We start from the raw sequence: 13,373 nt of genomic DNA on the forward strand, positions 1-13,373 counted from the left end.
TCATCCTTCTTTCATTAAACTTTGTATATAAGACTTAAAGTCTTGAAAATTCGTGATTTTGGCTAGTTGATTGTCTAACGCTTGGTCTTCCATCATTTTGATCATCAATCGACTGATTTCTTTATGCAGATTTAAATGATCTTTCTTGATATTGATCAAGAAAATAACCTTGATTTCTTTTTTACTGTACCAAATTGATTTTCTTAACAAAATGACATCGATGACTTCCCTGATCGCTGCCTGCTCCATAGGATGGGGTCCTGCGATACCATTTTGATAGATGGTATCGATCATTTTTTCTCTCTCAAGAACACTGTGCTTAAATCCCTGCTCGGCCCACCCATCTTCTAAACGAGCCGCTTCGCTTTCTAGTAGTTGCAAATAATCTTCTGATTCCGTATCAATTTGAAACCACTGAGGATCAAATAAACTGAGAATAAACTGGTGTACATCAAATACTTTATTTTCCGATTCCCGCAATAGGCTTAAATCTTTTTCGATTTTATTGATTTCTGCCCGATTTAAAATCGTTTTTGTGTAGATGATAGGGATAGCAAACTGTTCCTGATCCAGAGGAACAGTGGAAATCAGTAAGTCAAAACTTTTATCAATCTGATCAACTTCGTTCAAAGCAAATGTGGTGACTTCAGCATTGCTGAAAAGCCGCTCTAAATTAACTTTCAATAAATAAGAAGCACCGCCACCAGTAGAACAAATGACAGCTATTTTTTTATAATCATCGATTAACTGATTCGCCTGCTTCTCAAGACTAGCTGCGAAATAGATAGCAACGTAGCCTATCTCATCTTTGCTGATATCTGCGTCCAAGTCCTTGTTTAATTCACTGATGAACACCATCGCAACGTTGAATACATTGGCATATTGCGTATAAATGTCATCAATGATCGGATTATCTAGTTGATGTCCGGTATACAGTCTTTGAAGTAATGGAGCGACATGCATCAACAGGGCATTACCTAATTCTTGATCTGTTCTAAACTGTGTATGGTAACGTAAATCGACAAGCTCTAGTGTTTTTTCAATTGCTTGTTTCAATTGCTGATTACTGGTTCGATCATCAAGGACCGAAAATTTTCCTCTCAGTTGCTCATGCAAATAATTTTTTTCCATAGTAGAAAAAGTAATGGGATAAGCCGTTTCCAAATAGGAGACCAAATCTTCTGTTAAAAGGTCATACTTATCGGTTGCTGTCCTTACGGTTCGTTCGTCATTCGTTAAAGTATTATTTTGTGTGATTCGAAAAACAAGCAATCGAATATGCTGTATGATATTCTCAAAAACAATATCGCTCGCTTTAAGTTGATGCTGTTGCAACTTTTCTGATAAACAGGAACGTAGCGCCTCTTCATCAAAGACGAAGTGAAAAGCTTTATATCGTTCCGTCAGGACGGGTGTATGGATAATGTTGCGAATCAAATAAAGAATTGCTTGTCTTTTCTTCTCTTCAGTCCCGACAATCTTCAAACCATAATGTGCTTTGCTGAATAAAGTTAATCCGTAGTCCTTGCAAAACAATTCGACTTGTTTGATATCTGCTTTAACTGTTGAAAGACTTACCTCTAACCATTCTGAAATCTGCTGCATCGTAATGTATTCTTCATGAAACAGCAGGAGAAGTTCGATATTCTTAATTCGTTCTTTCGGGTTCCCGCTATCGATCTTTTCTTGACGTTTTGCATGAGATAAAAACCTTAGAAACTTTGTTTTATCAGAAATTTCCAGTTGATAGCCTGCCGAACGAATCCGCTCTATTGAAAATCCTTCTGTTCGTCCGATATCTCTTAACCACTTGATATCATTAGCCAAGGTCCGCTCAGAAATCTGAAATTCAGCGGCCAATGCCTTGGGAGCAATTGCTTGCTTCTTTGCATATAAGTATTCAACAATTTTTTCTTGTCGCATAATTTCCTCCCGCCTTCACATAAACTATACAATGTAAGCCCTTTACTTAAAATGGCAACTTTTTCCGATAAATGATGCAAGAATAATCTGATTCAAAAGAATAACCACTTCCTTCTACGTGCAAACGATTCGGTTTACATAACCGGGATCGATCGATATTTTTCTGAACACTGCTGATCCTGCATCATTTCAGCTGTTAGCCTCATTCAACTACTCCATTCGCATTCTAAAAAAGATAACTAATATACAAAAACAAGCCAAAAGCCTCGTTACAAAGCTGTTGGCTTGTTCAATACAGAACCATTATTGATCGAATCGATTCTTCTATTTTTGATCAAGTATACTTCTATTTATACACCCTAATCGCAGGAGGCACAAAATCAGTGACAAATGCGTTGATTTCGGCAAGTGATTCGGCGAAAAGAATTTTGTCGAAGTCTTCTTGGGTCAAGAACCCTTCTGTTACCATTGCCTGGTATTGTTGTTTCAATGGATCAAAAAAGCCGTTGAAATTGATCAGCACACATGGGTTGGCATGTTGCCCGATCCTGCCCCAAGAGATGACTTCTGTAATTTCCTCAATGGTTCCCGGTCCTCCTGGTAATGCCACATATAAGTCAGCCAGCTCGATCATTTTTTGTTTTCTTTCATGCATATTCGAGACAACGATTAGTGACGTAAGATTCTCTTTTGCTAATTCTCGTGCCACCAAGAATTCTGGTATGATGCCTGTTACTTCACAATTTTCTTCAATAGCGGTTTCGGCAATTATCCCCATCAATCCCGCATTACCGCCTCCATAGACAAGGTTATACTGATTTTCACCTAGCCATCTGCCTAATTCTTTGGTGATTTGCTTGTATTCTTCTGAACTTCCGATACTTGCTCCACAATAGACTGCGACATTCATTCTCAAATGATCCCCTTTCGATCTGATTGCACTTCATGTTATTATAGTCGAGAAATAAGGAGGGCTCAATATGAAAATCAATGAATACAACTCATGGGTGATCGACTTTTATAAAAAACGGAACTGGTATCAATATGATCCTTTTATTCGTGTTGGATTTCTTACGGAAGAAGTAGGAGAACTATCCCGGGCCATCCGCGGCGTCGAAATTGGGCGAGATCGACCTGATGAGTCTGCAAAAGATCAAGCCTACTATCGAGAGAATTTGATGGAAGAACTTGGCGATGTCTTTGACAACGTATTGATTCTCGCAGATAAATACGATATTGCTCTCGAAGACATTATGATTCATCATAAAGCAAAACTGGAAGAGCGATTTAAAGAGGAAGGATAGTCTAGCTGCTAACTATCACTTATATTTCTTTTCCTACGCGTTATCTTGCGTTATCCTAAGTTGTGCGCCCAGTTGATCACCTGTCATTGTCAACGAGTTAGCTAGGGGAAAAATATTGTCAGATTTTCTAGTCTACTTGAAGCAAAAAAAGGGACTGTGCCATAAGTCTCCTACAAGTAAAACTAGCCGAACATTAATGATTATTGCTCCTGCGGTGCAGGGACTCCTCGTCGCAAAAGTCAGAGGAATCTATCCTAGCAACAGACTATTATTCGGTTTAACTTGTTGGATGATGACTTATGTCACAGTCCCGTATTATAAATCATTATTACAGATCAACGATTGAATTTTTTGCTGCCTAATTTCATATGAAATTGCGGATCTTTTGGTGTGGAAGGATCGACACCCCGCAAATGAGGAATTTCTCCACAGATCAATTGCAATAAGACAATGAAATTGAACGTCATAAACTCTGGATCGGTGGTCACAGGTAAGACCAGATCTGCTGCGTCTGACTCATAAGTCGTAATCAGAAAAATAGTATCCGACCATTCGGACAAAACTTCTTTCATTTTCTCAGACCTTGGCTCATCGCCGTTGTCTAAAATAAAGACCATCGAATCTTCATTGATCGCATTATAGATGCCATGAATAAACTCTTCAAATTCATATCCACTCACCGGACAACGCATCGTCTCTAACAACTTCAGGGCACTTTCTAAAACATCTCCATAAATAGCTGCCGGACCAGTCACACGGATTTCTTTTGCAGTGACTAATCGTTCCTGATTTGCAGAAATCCATTTTAATGAAGTCTCATAAACAGCTTGGAACTGTCCAGCAGCAGTTTCCACCCCTTGGATCTGTTGTTCAAATGTCTCTTCAGAAATCGTTCCTTGCTCAAGTCCCAGATAGAGAGCAAGTAATAATAGATTCAGTTTTGTACAATAAAAGCCCTTTGTTTTTGCCCCTGCTTTCTCAGGTCCACAATGGACAGTCAGAACAAAATCAGCCATTTCATCAATAAATGCTTGTTCTTCTCCTGCCATGGAAGCAGTGATACAACCTTTGCTTTTCGCTAGTTTCATAGCGTTGTAGGTGGAAAAAGAGCTACCTCCTTGAGAGATTCCGACAACTAATGTCTGTTCATTATCACTCAGAAAAGTCTCTTCAGTGATCGTGAAAGGATAGACCGCTCTTACTTCAAGTTGTAATAGTTTTTGCATTTGCGGAGCCATTTGCAACGCGGAATGATAGCTCGTTCCAGACCCTGTCAAAAAAATCCGAGTGATTTTTTCTTTTTTGATACTTGAAAAAAGACGGTCTCCTTTTTCGATAATTTCTAACAATTTACTTGGTGTCTCTTGTAAATACTCTTGAATTGATGCCATTTTTTCTCCTCCAATATTATAGAATGCCAATCAAATGAACAGCGATCCCAAAAATAATAATGCCGATCGTAATCTTAGTAATGCTCGCTTTTTTTAGCAGCTTATAAATGCCAAAGGTGAAGGCTAGCGGCAGCATCTTTGGTAATATCTGATCCAGTATATCTTGAACCACGATTTCTGCTCCGCTGATATTCCACTTTAATGGAGTCGTGATATTCAGCATCGTCGCCACCATACCTCCAACAACACATAATCCAACGATCGTTGCTACTGCCATAATTTTATCCATCAAGCCTTCTTTTTGGATACGGTCCAACGAATTAACCCCTACTTGATACCCCAGTTTCAATCCAAAGATCCGAACCAATAGATTTGGCAAATTATACAAAACTAAAAACAGCAATGGACCAAAAAGATTGCCATCTTTTGCGATCGATACACCAATACCGGCAGCAATGATCCGAACAGTTCCCCAGAAGATCGAATCACCGATCCCAGCTAAAGGCCCCATCAGTGATGCTTTGACAGCGTTGATTGATTGGACATCAAAAGCCGGATTGTTCGCATTTTCTTCTTCCATCGCTGCGCTGATCCCCATAATCGTTGGTACTACCGCTGGTGTCGTGTTGAAAATTTCCAAGTGGCGTGTGATTGCTGCTGCTTGATCCTCTTTATTTCTATAGAGCTTTTTGATGACTGGCAGCATGGCATACATGTAACCGACATTTTGCATCCGTTCGTAGTTAAACGCACCTTGAAGAGCAAAGGACCGCCAGAATACACTTTTTAGCTGCTTCTTCTCAATCTTATTCAAAATCGATCTCTCCTTCCGTCAAGTTTTCTGGGACACTGGGGATAGACTCTTTCTTCTGTTCAATATAGAAGTGCAAGATCACTGCGATACAAGCACCGATTAAAGCAATCGCAGTAATATTTAGTCCTCCGTAGGCAGCTGCTAAAAAGCCCAAGAAAAAGAAGGGCGCCATTTTCTTTGAAAAAAGCATGTCCAGCAACAAAGCAAATCCGATGGCAGGAAGCAGATTTCCAGCTACAGATAACCCGTCTAATATGACATTTGGAACAGCTTCGATCATTCCCGTTACCTTATCCGCACCTAATAAAATAGCTAAGAAGGTTGGTAGAAATGTACTTAAAAAGAACAAACCAACTGGAATCCACATACAAAAGGCTAATCCTTTGTAATTTGCTTCTTTCGCATAGCTATCTGCTTTGTGGGTAAAATAAGCATTGATGATCCGAACCAATACGCCTAAAGATTGCGCTAAAACTGCGATCGGCACAGCTAATGCTAAAGCTACTTCAACACCGCTATTAGACAAAATCGCAAATGCTGTTCCTAAAATCCCTCCTGTCACCACATCTGGCGGTGTAGAAGCCCCAATACCGGCGATCCCCATCCAGATCAATTCAAGTTGCGCCCCAATGATAATTCCATTCTTTACATCGCCTAAAACCAACCCCACCAATAAACCGGTAACAAGCGGACGATCAAACATCATCTGACCAAATATTCTGCCATCCAAGATACCGATTCCAGCAATTAACCCTAACATTATTGCTTGAGCAACCATCGTGTAACCCTCCTTCTTCTAAATGTCAAAGTCCGTCAACAATTTCTTTTTATCTCTAGGCAGCATCCGAAATTCTACTTGGACACCGGCATCCTTAATCATTTTTAAGTTAGCGATATCCTTTTCGTCCACTGCCACTAGATCCGTTAATTTCTTTTTCCCCTCGCCATAACGCAAGCCCCCAACATTTAATGTGGTAATTACCCCACCTGAAGCTTCGACCAATCGGCGAGCATCCTCGGTCGTCTTAACTAAAACCAAGACATTACTCTTTTTTGATGATGCAAATTTTTGAACGATTTCTCCGGATTCCGCTACTCCTCGAATGTATAGAACAACATTGGAAGGTTTCGCCAAATTTAAAGCCATAGATTTCATTTGATCATTTTTGGCATCGTCATTTACCACTAAAATCGTATTGATCCCTAAGGCCGTCGTCCAGCCAAAAGCTACTTGGCCGTGGATCAACCGATCATCAATCCTCACTAAAGATATCGTCATTGTTTTGTCCTCCTTGCTGTTTGATTAGTTGATTAATGTGTAAAATTCCTTTCTTCCCTTCTTCTATTCCCCTAAGTACCCAATCCTCAACAGATAGCTCAGCTGTTTCCTCTGAGAGTATGAGAGAAAGTAACATAGGTAAATTGACACCGGTGATTAACTGGAATTCATATCCGTTTAATAAATGATTGGTAAATAGATTTGCCACACTTCCCCCAAAGACATCTGTTAGGACGATCAACGTCTGATCTTGATTCTGCTCTAAGTAAGCAGTCATCTCTGCTTCCGCATCATCACTCGATTTTTCTTTGGTCATTGAAAAACAATCGATCTCGATATCTTCACCAGCAATCAATTTCAAACTATCAATAATCCCTTTAGAAAATGTGCCGTGGGTTGCTACTAAATATTTCATCTCTTTTCCTCCTCACTACACTTTTTTATAATGCAAAAAGCGTGCCAACTAGTGACACGCTTCGAAAAGTCCTCATCTATCAGTCAAGAAAAAGGATATTATGGATATAGCAAATTTCTGGCAATGGAATCTGCACACTATAGATTGTTTCCAGCACACTGACTGCATCTTTGATCACTCTGATTTCACGTTGATGAGTAAATACAAATTGTTCAAGATCTGCAAATTCGGTAATTTCTACTTGCCGTATCAAACGCTCTACCATGCAGGAGATATGAACATAAAGACCGATTTTTCGTGGATTCGTCAATTTCAGTGCTAATCGTTCTTCCAGTGTGACAATCAATTCTTCAATGATCGACATGATTTTTTGAGTATCTAAAATAGTTAACGAATCGAGGACTCGAATGAGGGAAAAATTTTTTACCATCCGATCATTCACAATCTTCATGCCATTTTCATCCAAGTCAACTCCAAAGATCTCTGACATTTTTTGCGCGTTCCCACCAGAGATAATGGTTTCTAAATAAACAAACTCGGCCTCTGGAATCAGAGGATCGTCGGTTCCAATAATGCCTAATAAATTATAGTGTTGAGAAATACTAGCGGGTACCCCGTTGGTAACCAATTCACTATATTCCATAGGGAAAAACGCTACCTCAAGCAATCCTTCCAAACATTCCGACAACATTTTTTGGATCTGAATCGCTGTACCTATCCCAGTAAAGCAAGTGGTGATTATCGCTTTTTTTTGAGCCTTTTCCGGTTCGAACAGTTGAATGTTCGGTGTGATCGATTCCTTCATCCGTTCCGCAATCTCGGTTAAAGGAGTGCCTTGAAGCATCATATTGCCAATCTCTAGTGCCATCAAAGTCCCTAGCTGATCCATACACAAAATTGGAACTGCTACGGTCTTTTTCAATAAATCATAGATCATATTCAACGACCCCATATCGATTAGGATTACCAGTCCTTTGACTGTTCCGTTTTCTCGTACATACTCTTCTACCTTTGTAGAGATGTCATGAATGGAGGCCTCGATTGGCATATCAAAGCTGGTAAATATTGACTCTCCTAGCATGCGATTACACACATTGGCGATACTGCTAGCGGTTGCGAAACCATGAGCAATAATCAATCCATCAATGTCTTTGCTCTTTCTTGTATAACGTAGTGTCGAAAAGAATAATGAGAAAAGATTAATGTCTAATGAATCGAACTGAATATCTAAACGTCGCTCAATTTCAGGAAAAATTTTCTTTAGCGTTTGCCGTTCTTTCCCATAATGCTGCTCAATGTAGGCTTCCAGCAAAAATTCAGAAGGCTGAGAAACGAAAGACGTTCTCAAAATATACTTGTAAATGTAGTGAGACACAAATAGAACGAAGCTTCCATCATAATGAAAGAACGCCTGATATTCGATTTCCCGAAATAATTCTTGCATCGTTTGATGCACAAACTCTTCCAAAGCAACTGGTTTTTGCTTTGAATCCGTAAAGACTAACCGATCCATAAAGCCAACCACTTGTTGATCGATCAACGTACGCATCTCCGCATCCTCATCATTTTTTCTCAACGAATAAATTTGATTTAATCGATGAATAAACGCATAAAGGTCTTGCCGGCCATCATTTTCGGAAAGAGATTGTTTTTCCCCGTCGAAAACGTAATTAGTTGACTCAGAAAACTGGCTAACGATTTTATTTCGAGGAAGCGTATACATTTGTGCAGGCAGATCCTTGATGGAAACATGGACTTCATCTGAAGTAACATTTTGAGAAATCGCACTGCCGCAAACATACTTAATGGCATTTTCAATTTCACCAATATTTCCTGAATAAATGGTATGAAGAAAAATATTCATTACCTGCGAGCTGACCACTATTTTCTTTTCAAGCCGTTTGCTTTCAACTTGAAAGAGCTTCTCGATAATTTCTTTTTTTTCTAAAATACTGCGTTCGCTCAGATTAGGTAAATAGATAGTAATAGGAATTCGACGCAAAAACGTCTGTAAAAAAGCGGTGGTTTTCTCAGTTGTCGCGAAGGCTAATCGGACAGTTGCTTTTCGCTCGGTTGATTCACCGATCCGAGAAAAGGTCCCTTTATCCATGAAAGTAAAAAGTTTCTCCTGTCCTTCCGCATTCAACCGATGGACTTCATCTAGAAATAGTAGACCACCGTTCGCATCTTCTAATAACCCGCGCTTCTTTTCGTAGGCACCAGTGAAGGCTCCTTTGGAGTAACCAAACAATAATCCTGACAAGAGCTCTGGATTATTATAATATTGTGCACAATTTAATACTTTAAATGGAGCTGTTTCTGATAGAACTTCTGCTTTGACCATATATTCATACATGATTTGCACGAAATAACTTTTTCCGATGCCTGTATCCCCCATTACCATAACAGGAAGACCATTATTTGGATAAAATACAGCTGTCTTCAATTGTTCAATGGGTTCAGCCAAACTTTTATCGTAACCGATCACTTTTTCAAATACACGATTGATAGGTACTTTCTCGATTTTGTCGCTTAACTCTTTTACTGAATTCAGGACTTCAGATACTTCGATAGCGAACTTTTCTTGATAACCTCCTCGATTGCCAAACAAGACGGGCCGTGTATTGATTTTAAAAAAAATGCCTTGATCAACAAAACGATTGGCCAATCGACTCGCTTGTGTTCGACTAAAGGAGAGTTGAGCTTCAATATCGGCTGTTGTAAACAGTCCCGATTCAACCGCTTCTTTAGTAGCACGATTCGCTAATTCTCGGCTCCATGTAGTCACTTCTACTTCAACATTCATTTCTACACCTCTTTCTTTGCCCTCGAAATAACAAATGTTAAAGAAGAGTATACCACGGAAAAATTTCTTTTAAAGACGAAATTAAATCTCACAGGGAATCGCTTTCATTTATTTGTTATTTCATGGCCTGTCCAATGCCTGATACTTTCTGTTTTTATTACTAAACAACTTTGTCACAAAAAAACATCGAAGCTGCTCAAAACGCGCTTCGATGTTCTTTAGTAATTTTATTTTTACAATGAACCAAGTTTCCATATAAAAAGCTCATTATCAACAAACGAATAGGATTGTGTTGTTATTCGAAAACTTCTTAATGATGTTTGTAGCTGGCATAGTAAAAGCCGGATACAAATAGCGCACCTCCGATGATATTCCCAATATAGACAGGAATAAAATTCGCAAAGAATTCCAACCATGTGCCGTGGCCTTCAAAGATCGCTGCCGGAATGACAAAACAATTTGCCACACTATGCTGAAACCCGATGGCAACAAAAATCATGACTGGAAACCATATCGTCAATACTTTCCCAGCCGCATCTTTCGCACCATAAGACAACCATAATGCTAAACCGACAAACCAGTTACAGCCGATACCAGAACCAATTGCCTGTAACCAAGACGCAGCTATTTTGTGATCAGCAAGGTGAATGATTTGGTCTAAATAAACTCCTGAACTTGTCAATCCAACAAAGTGACCAAAAAAATACGCCACAAAGATCGCACCGACCATATTAGCTAAGGTAATGATCAGCCAGTTTTTCACTAGTTGCAGAAACGTGACTTTCTTATCCATAAAAGCAATCGCTACCGCCATCATATTCCCTGTGATCAATTCACCGCCCCCAAGCAGGATGACGATCAACCCGATTGGAAAAACCGCTGCTCCAACTAGACTGGTGAGACTTGAAAGTGATTCTGGAATAGAGGCAGAGACTCTAACATAGGCTAAATAGCCAAGAGAGATCATAGCCCCTCCGATAAATCCTAAAATAAGTTTCGCAATGATCGGTTTTTGTACTTTTTTGGTGCCTAGATGAATACTAATGTCCATAATTTCTTCTGGTGTGTGCATAACTCTTTGATCCCTACTTTTCCAATAGATTTTCTGATAAAAAACAATAGTGATTTTCTTCACATTTCCATCAACGATTATAACACCATCGTTTTTGATTTTGCATTGTTATTGTAAAAAAATTCACGAAATTTTCATCAGATTCTATTAAAAAATCCCCGGTTAAATCAACGTCCGTTGTTTACCGAGGAATCCGTTTGTTTTTGATCTGGGGAAGCACTCTAGAAGCAAATCCCCTTCTTGAGTTGAATATCTTAGAATTGAATGACTAATTCAGCTCTTTTATTATTCAAAGTCCTTTCCTTTAAATGCGATGGCATCCACTTGAAACAAGATGCCTACCTCACCACGGTGCGCAAAAGAAGTCTGAATAGACTTTCTGACAGGGTATTGTCCATTAAATTTTTCTTTGATGATTTTTTCCATTATCGGAATATCAAAGATATCTTTGAAAAGAGCGTCCATTTGGACCACGTCTGCTAACGTAAGTCCCGCTAGTTTCAACCGTTCTTCCAAGTGATCGAAAGCACCGATTATTTGTTGTTCGACCGATTGTCCGATATTTCCGACACAATAGCCAACAAAGACTAAATTCCCAGCCTCAATCACTCCTGAATTTGCCCAATCTCGGTTAATGTCATAGCGCTTCATCTAACTCGCCTCCTGAAATAATCTATTTGAATTTTTGTCTGAAAAAACAGCCTCTGGTTTCTTACTAAAATACATAAAATTGTTCTGCTTTGTTCCAACGAGATACTCAACACCTCTCAATGCCTCCTCTGCTTTTTCTGCACCTTTAATTATCGCCTACCACTTAGAAAATGAGGCGACATGTTTGATGTAAAAAAAGAAAGGTTGCGTCTTGTTCCCCTACCTTCAACAGTGAATCAAAACAGCGATTCGAACACACGTGATCCATATTGCTGCTCGTTCGATAGCTCTTTTCGCTAATCGCTTTGATCCTTTTAGAAAATAATCTCCAACCAGGCGCTGGAAAAGCATAGTTACGTCTCAGACTTTTACTCTCACGAATGATTCAGCAGGGCAAACAAAAAAAGCCAGTTGATCCTTCAATCAACTAGCACGAGTGGAAACAGACCGGCAGCCACTACTCCCCGAGTCAGAAACGAAAACAGTTAGGTAGCGGTCAATGTCTTTTTGCTCACTAGCCCCTCCTTTAAGCAGCCTGCTTACGAAGATATATCGAGAATTTTTCTAAAAGCTGTCGACTGGATGATCTTACTAAGAATGGTATAAGTTTGTCGATCGTTCTTTCTGAGCAAGTTTAAGATATTCGTTACTTCTGCTAGAAAGGCTTTAAAAAAAGCAAAGTAGAGCTGCGTGGTCAGAGAGAAGGTAGAATCAGTAAGCGATTCCGTCAATTTTTCATCTAAGAGTGATGCCTTCTCTAACTCATTATTTGTAATCAAGAATTGAATCATATTGACATACAATGCGCCGATTAGTCGATCAATCAACTCTGGGTAAAGTGACCACCAAGTGATTGCGGCAGCAATCGCTTTTGAGAGTAATGGCTCAATTCGTTCTTCCTCATCAAAAAAGATAAAAAAAGTTGTAATGAACAATTCCAGTTCCATCATTGAAAAACTCTCAAGACGTGTGAAATATTCTCTTAAAGTCACTAAAGGCCAGTGATCGATGGTCGGTTTTAGTGACCAAGCCAAAGCATATGCTGCAGAGCTGATCAACCGATCTGAGCTTATCTCTGACGCTTTATTGTCCCTATAGATCACTAATAACTTATCGACAGAATGCAGATTGAAGTCATAGTAAATAGCAATGACGTCTCTAATCGTGATTCGTTTAGTTGCAGGATTCTCCTTATCATAAAGGAAGAAAAATTCTGGTTCACTCATATTCATATTTTCTAAGATACGCTTGAATTTAAATGCTTCGATCGCATACTCTCCTGCTTCAAATTTCGCATAAAAGCTGCGGGAAGCTACACCTGAATAAACTTCTTTTTGAGTGTAGTGTTTCGACATTCTGATTTTTTTGATCAATGGGCCATACGCCTTCATCTGACCACTCCTTTTCACGTATAGTATACTACACATTTTTAAATACGGGGGAACATTTACCGATGATATAGTAACGGTAACAAGTGGAAAGGTGGTGTTCAGATGAATACAGTACTAAGCTTACAAGCATTTAAAGAAGATTCTGCCGTTTCTCCAAATTCAATCTTTACGTTTAAATGTCAAATCTCACTAAAAGTACCAGCAACAAAATAAATGCGATTAAAAAAGAATAGAATACTCCCCCCTTGGTCATTCTATTCTTTTTTAATTAGATACAAAGAGATGTCAAAGTCCCCCTTGCTTAGGTTTGATCCTTGTCGAGCAAAA

Annotated in this window: 12 protein-coding genes; 1 reads left to right on the forward strand and 11 read right to left on the reverse strand. The window is 39.2% G+C overall.

Features of this window, described 5'->3' with window-relative positions:
- Both IGJ45_RS13325 and IGJ45_RS13330 read right to left on the reverse strand, forming a co-directional pair.
- On the reverse strand, window positions 1–1,923 hold the full coding sequence (locus IGJ45_RS13325; RefSeq protein ID WP_156247762.1) for a BglG family transcription antiterminator: 1,923 nt from the start codon (window positions 1,921–1,923) through the stop codon (window positions 1–3).
- 346 nt (window positions 1,924–2,269) lie between these two features.
- The gene (locus tag IGJ45_RS13330; RefSeq protein ID WP_003125504.1) at window positions 2,270–2,833 is read right to left on the reverse strand and encodes a TIGR00730 family Rossman fold protein; all 564 of its coding nucleotides are present in this window, start codon (window positions 2,831–2,833) and stop codon (window positions 2,270–2,272) included.
- 70 nt (window positions 2,834–2,903) lie between these two features.
- Between IGJ45_RS13330 and IGJ45_RS13335 the strand changes: the two genes are divergently transcribed.
- Window positions 2,904–3,227: a MazG nucleotide pyrophosphohydrolase domain-containing protein gene (locus IGJ45_RS13335; protein ID WP_113849277.1), complete on the forward strand. Its 324-nt coding sequence runs from the start codon at window positions 2,904–2,906 to the stop codon at window positions 3,225–3,227.
- A 335-nt stretch (window positions 3,228–3,562) separates the two neighbouring features.
- On the opposite strand, the gene IGJ45_RS13340 is transcribed toward IGJ45_RS13335, so the two are convergent.
- The 9 genes from IGJ45_RS13340 to IGJ45_RS13380 all read right to left on the reverse strand — a co-directional run bounded on the left by IGJ45_RS13340 (window position 3,563) and on the right by IGJ45_RS13380 (window position 13,046).
- Window positions 3,563–4,618 (reverse strand): SIS domain-containing protein, encoded by a 1,056-nt coding sequence (locus IGJ45_RS13340; RefSeq protein ID WP_113849276.1) that lies wholly within the window; start codon window positions 4,616–4,618, stop codon window positions 3,563–3,565.
- 16 nt (window positions 4,619–4,634) lie between these two features.
- A complete protein-coding gene (locus tag IGJ45_RS13345; RefSeq protein ID WP_103300160.1) occupies window positions 4,635–5,432 on the reverse strand; it encodes a PTS system mannose/fructose/sorbose family transporter subunit IID in 798 nt (265 codons plus the stop codon).
- Window positions 5,425–6,210 (reverse strand): PTS mannose/fructose/sorbose/N-acetylgalactosamine transporter subunit IIC, encoded by a 786-nt coding sequence (locus tag IGJ45_RS13350; RefSeq protein ID WP_287040408.1) that lies wholly within the window; start codon window positions 6,208–6,210, stop codon window positions 5,425–5,427. Before IGJ45_RS13350 ends, IGJ45_RS13345 begins: the two co-directional genes overlap by 8 nt.
- 18 nt (window positions 6,211–6,228) lie before the next feature.
- Window positions 6,229–6,711, reverse strand: coding sequence for a PTS sugar transporter subunit IIB (locus IGJ45_RS13355; RefSeq protein WP_003125497.1), 483 nt, complete (start codon window positions 6,709–6,711; stop codon window positions 6,229–6,231).
- Window positions 6,686–7,126 (reverse strand): PTS sugar transporter subunit IIA, encoded by a 441-nt coding sequence (locus IGJ45_RS13360; protein ID WP_003125495.1) that lies wholly within the window; start codon window positions 7,124–7,126, stop codon window positions 6,686–6,688. The genes IGJ45_RS13355 and IGJ45_RS13360 overlap by 26 nt, the downstream gene beginning before the upstream one ends.
- Window positions 7,127–7,205: 79 nt before the next feature.
- On the reverse strand, window positions 7,206–9,932 hold the full coding sequence (locus tag IGJ45_RS13365; protein ID WP_156247766.1) for a sigma 54-interacting transcriptional regulator: 2,727 nt from the start codon (window positions 9,930–9,932) through the stop codon (window positions 7,206–7,208).
- A 310-nt stretch (window positions 9,933–10,242) separates the two neighbouring features.
- Complete coding sequence (locus tag IGJ45_RS13370) at window positions 10,243–11,004, reverse strand: formate/nitrite transporter family protein (protein WP_005470423.1); 762 nt, start codon at window positions 11,002–11,004, stop codon at window positions 10,243–10,245.
- 285 nt (window positions 11,005–11,289) lie between these two features.
- The gene (locus IGJ45_RS13375) at window positions 11,290–11,655 is read right to left on the reverse strand and encodes a RidA family protein (protein ID WP_005470422.1); all 366 of its coding nucleotides are present in this window, start codon (window positions 11,653–11,655) and stop codon (window positions 11,290–11,292) included.
- 539 nt (window positions 11,656–12,194) lie between these two features.
- Window positions 12,195–13,046, reverse strand: a complete 852-nt coding sequence (locus tag IGJ45_RS13380; protein WP_438768689.1) for a helix-turn-helix domain-containing protein — start codon at window positions 13,044–13,046, stop codon at window positions 12,195–12,197.
- Window positions 13,047–13,373 lie beyond the last annotated feature (327 nt).

Source organism: Enterococcus sp. DIV0574 (assembly GCF_051711125.1).
Classification (GTDB): domain Bacteria; phylum Bacillota; class Bacilli; order Lactobacillales; family Enterococcaceae; genus Enterococcus_D; species Enterococcus_D gallinarum.

Bases quoted from the DNA above. Each gene is read 5' to 3' on its own strand.
- IGJ45_RS13325 (WP_156247762.1), bottom strand. From the start codon at position 1,923: ATGCGACAAGAAAAAATTGTTGAATACTTATATGCAAAGAAGCAAGCA.
- IGJ45_RS13330 (WP_003125504.1), bottom strand. From the start codon at position 2,833: ATGAATGTCGCAGTCTATTGTGGAGCAAGTATCGGAAGTTCAGAAGAA.
- IGJ45_RS13335 (WP_113849277.1), top strand. From the start codon at position 2,904: ATGAAAATCAATGAATACAACTCATGGGTGATCGACTTTTATAAAAAA.
- IGJ45_RS13340 (WP_113849276.1), bottom strand. From the start codon at position 4,618: ATGGCATCAATTCAAGAGTATTTACAAGAGACACCAAGTAAATTGTTA.
- IGJ45_RS13350 (WP_287040408.1), bottom strand. From the start codon at position 6,210: ATGGTTGCTCAAGCAATAATGTTAGGGTTAATTGCTGGAATCGGTATC.
- IGJ45_RS13355 (WP_003125497.1), bottom strand. From the start codon at position 6,711: ATGACGATATCTTTAGTGAGGATTGATGATCGGTTGATCCACGGCCAA.
- IGJ45_RS13360 (WP_003125495.1), bottom strand. From the start codon at position 7,126: ATGAAATATTTAGTAGCAACCCACGGCACATTTTCTAAAGGGATTATT.
- IGJ45_RS13365 (WP_156247766.1), bottom strand. From the start codon at position 9,932: ATGAATGTTGAAGTAGAAGTGACTACATGGAGCCGAGAATTAGCGAAT.
- IGJ45_RS13370 (WP_005470423.1), bottom strand. From the start codon at position 11,004: ATGCACACACCAGAAGAAATTATGGACATTAGTATTCATCTAGGCACC.
- IGJ45_RS13375 (WP_005470422.1), bottom strand. From the start codon at position 11,655: ATGAAGCGCTATGACATTAACCGAGATTGGGCAAATTCAGGAGTGATT.
- IGJ45_RS13380 (WP_438768689.1), bottom strand. From the start codon at position 13,046: ATGAAGGCGTATGGCCCATTGATCAAAAAAATCAGAATGTCGAAACAC.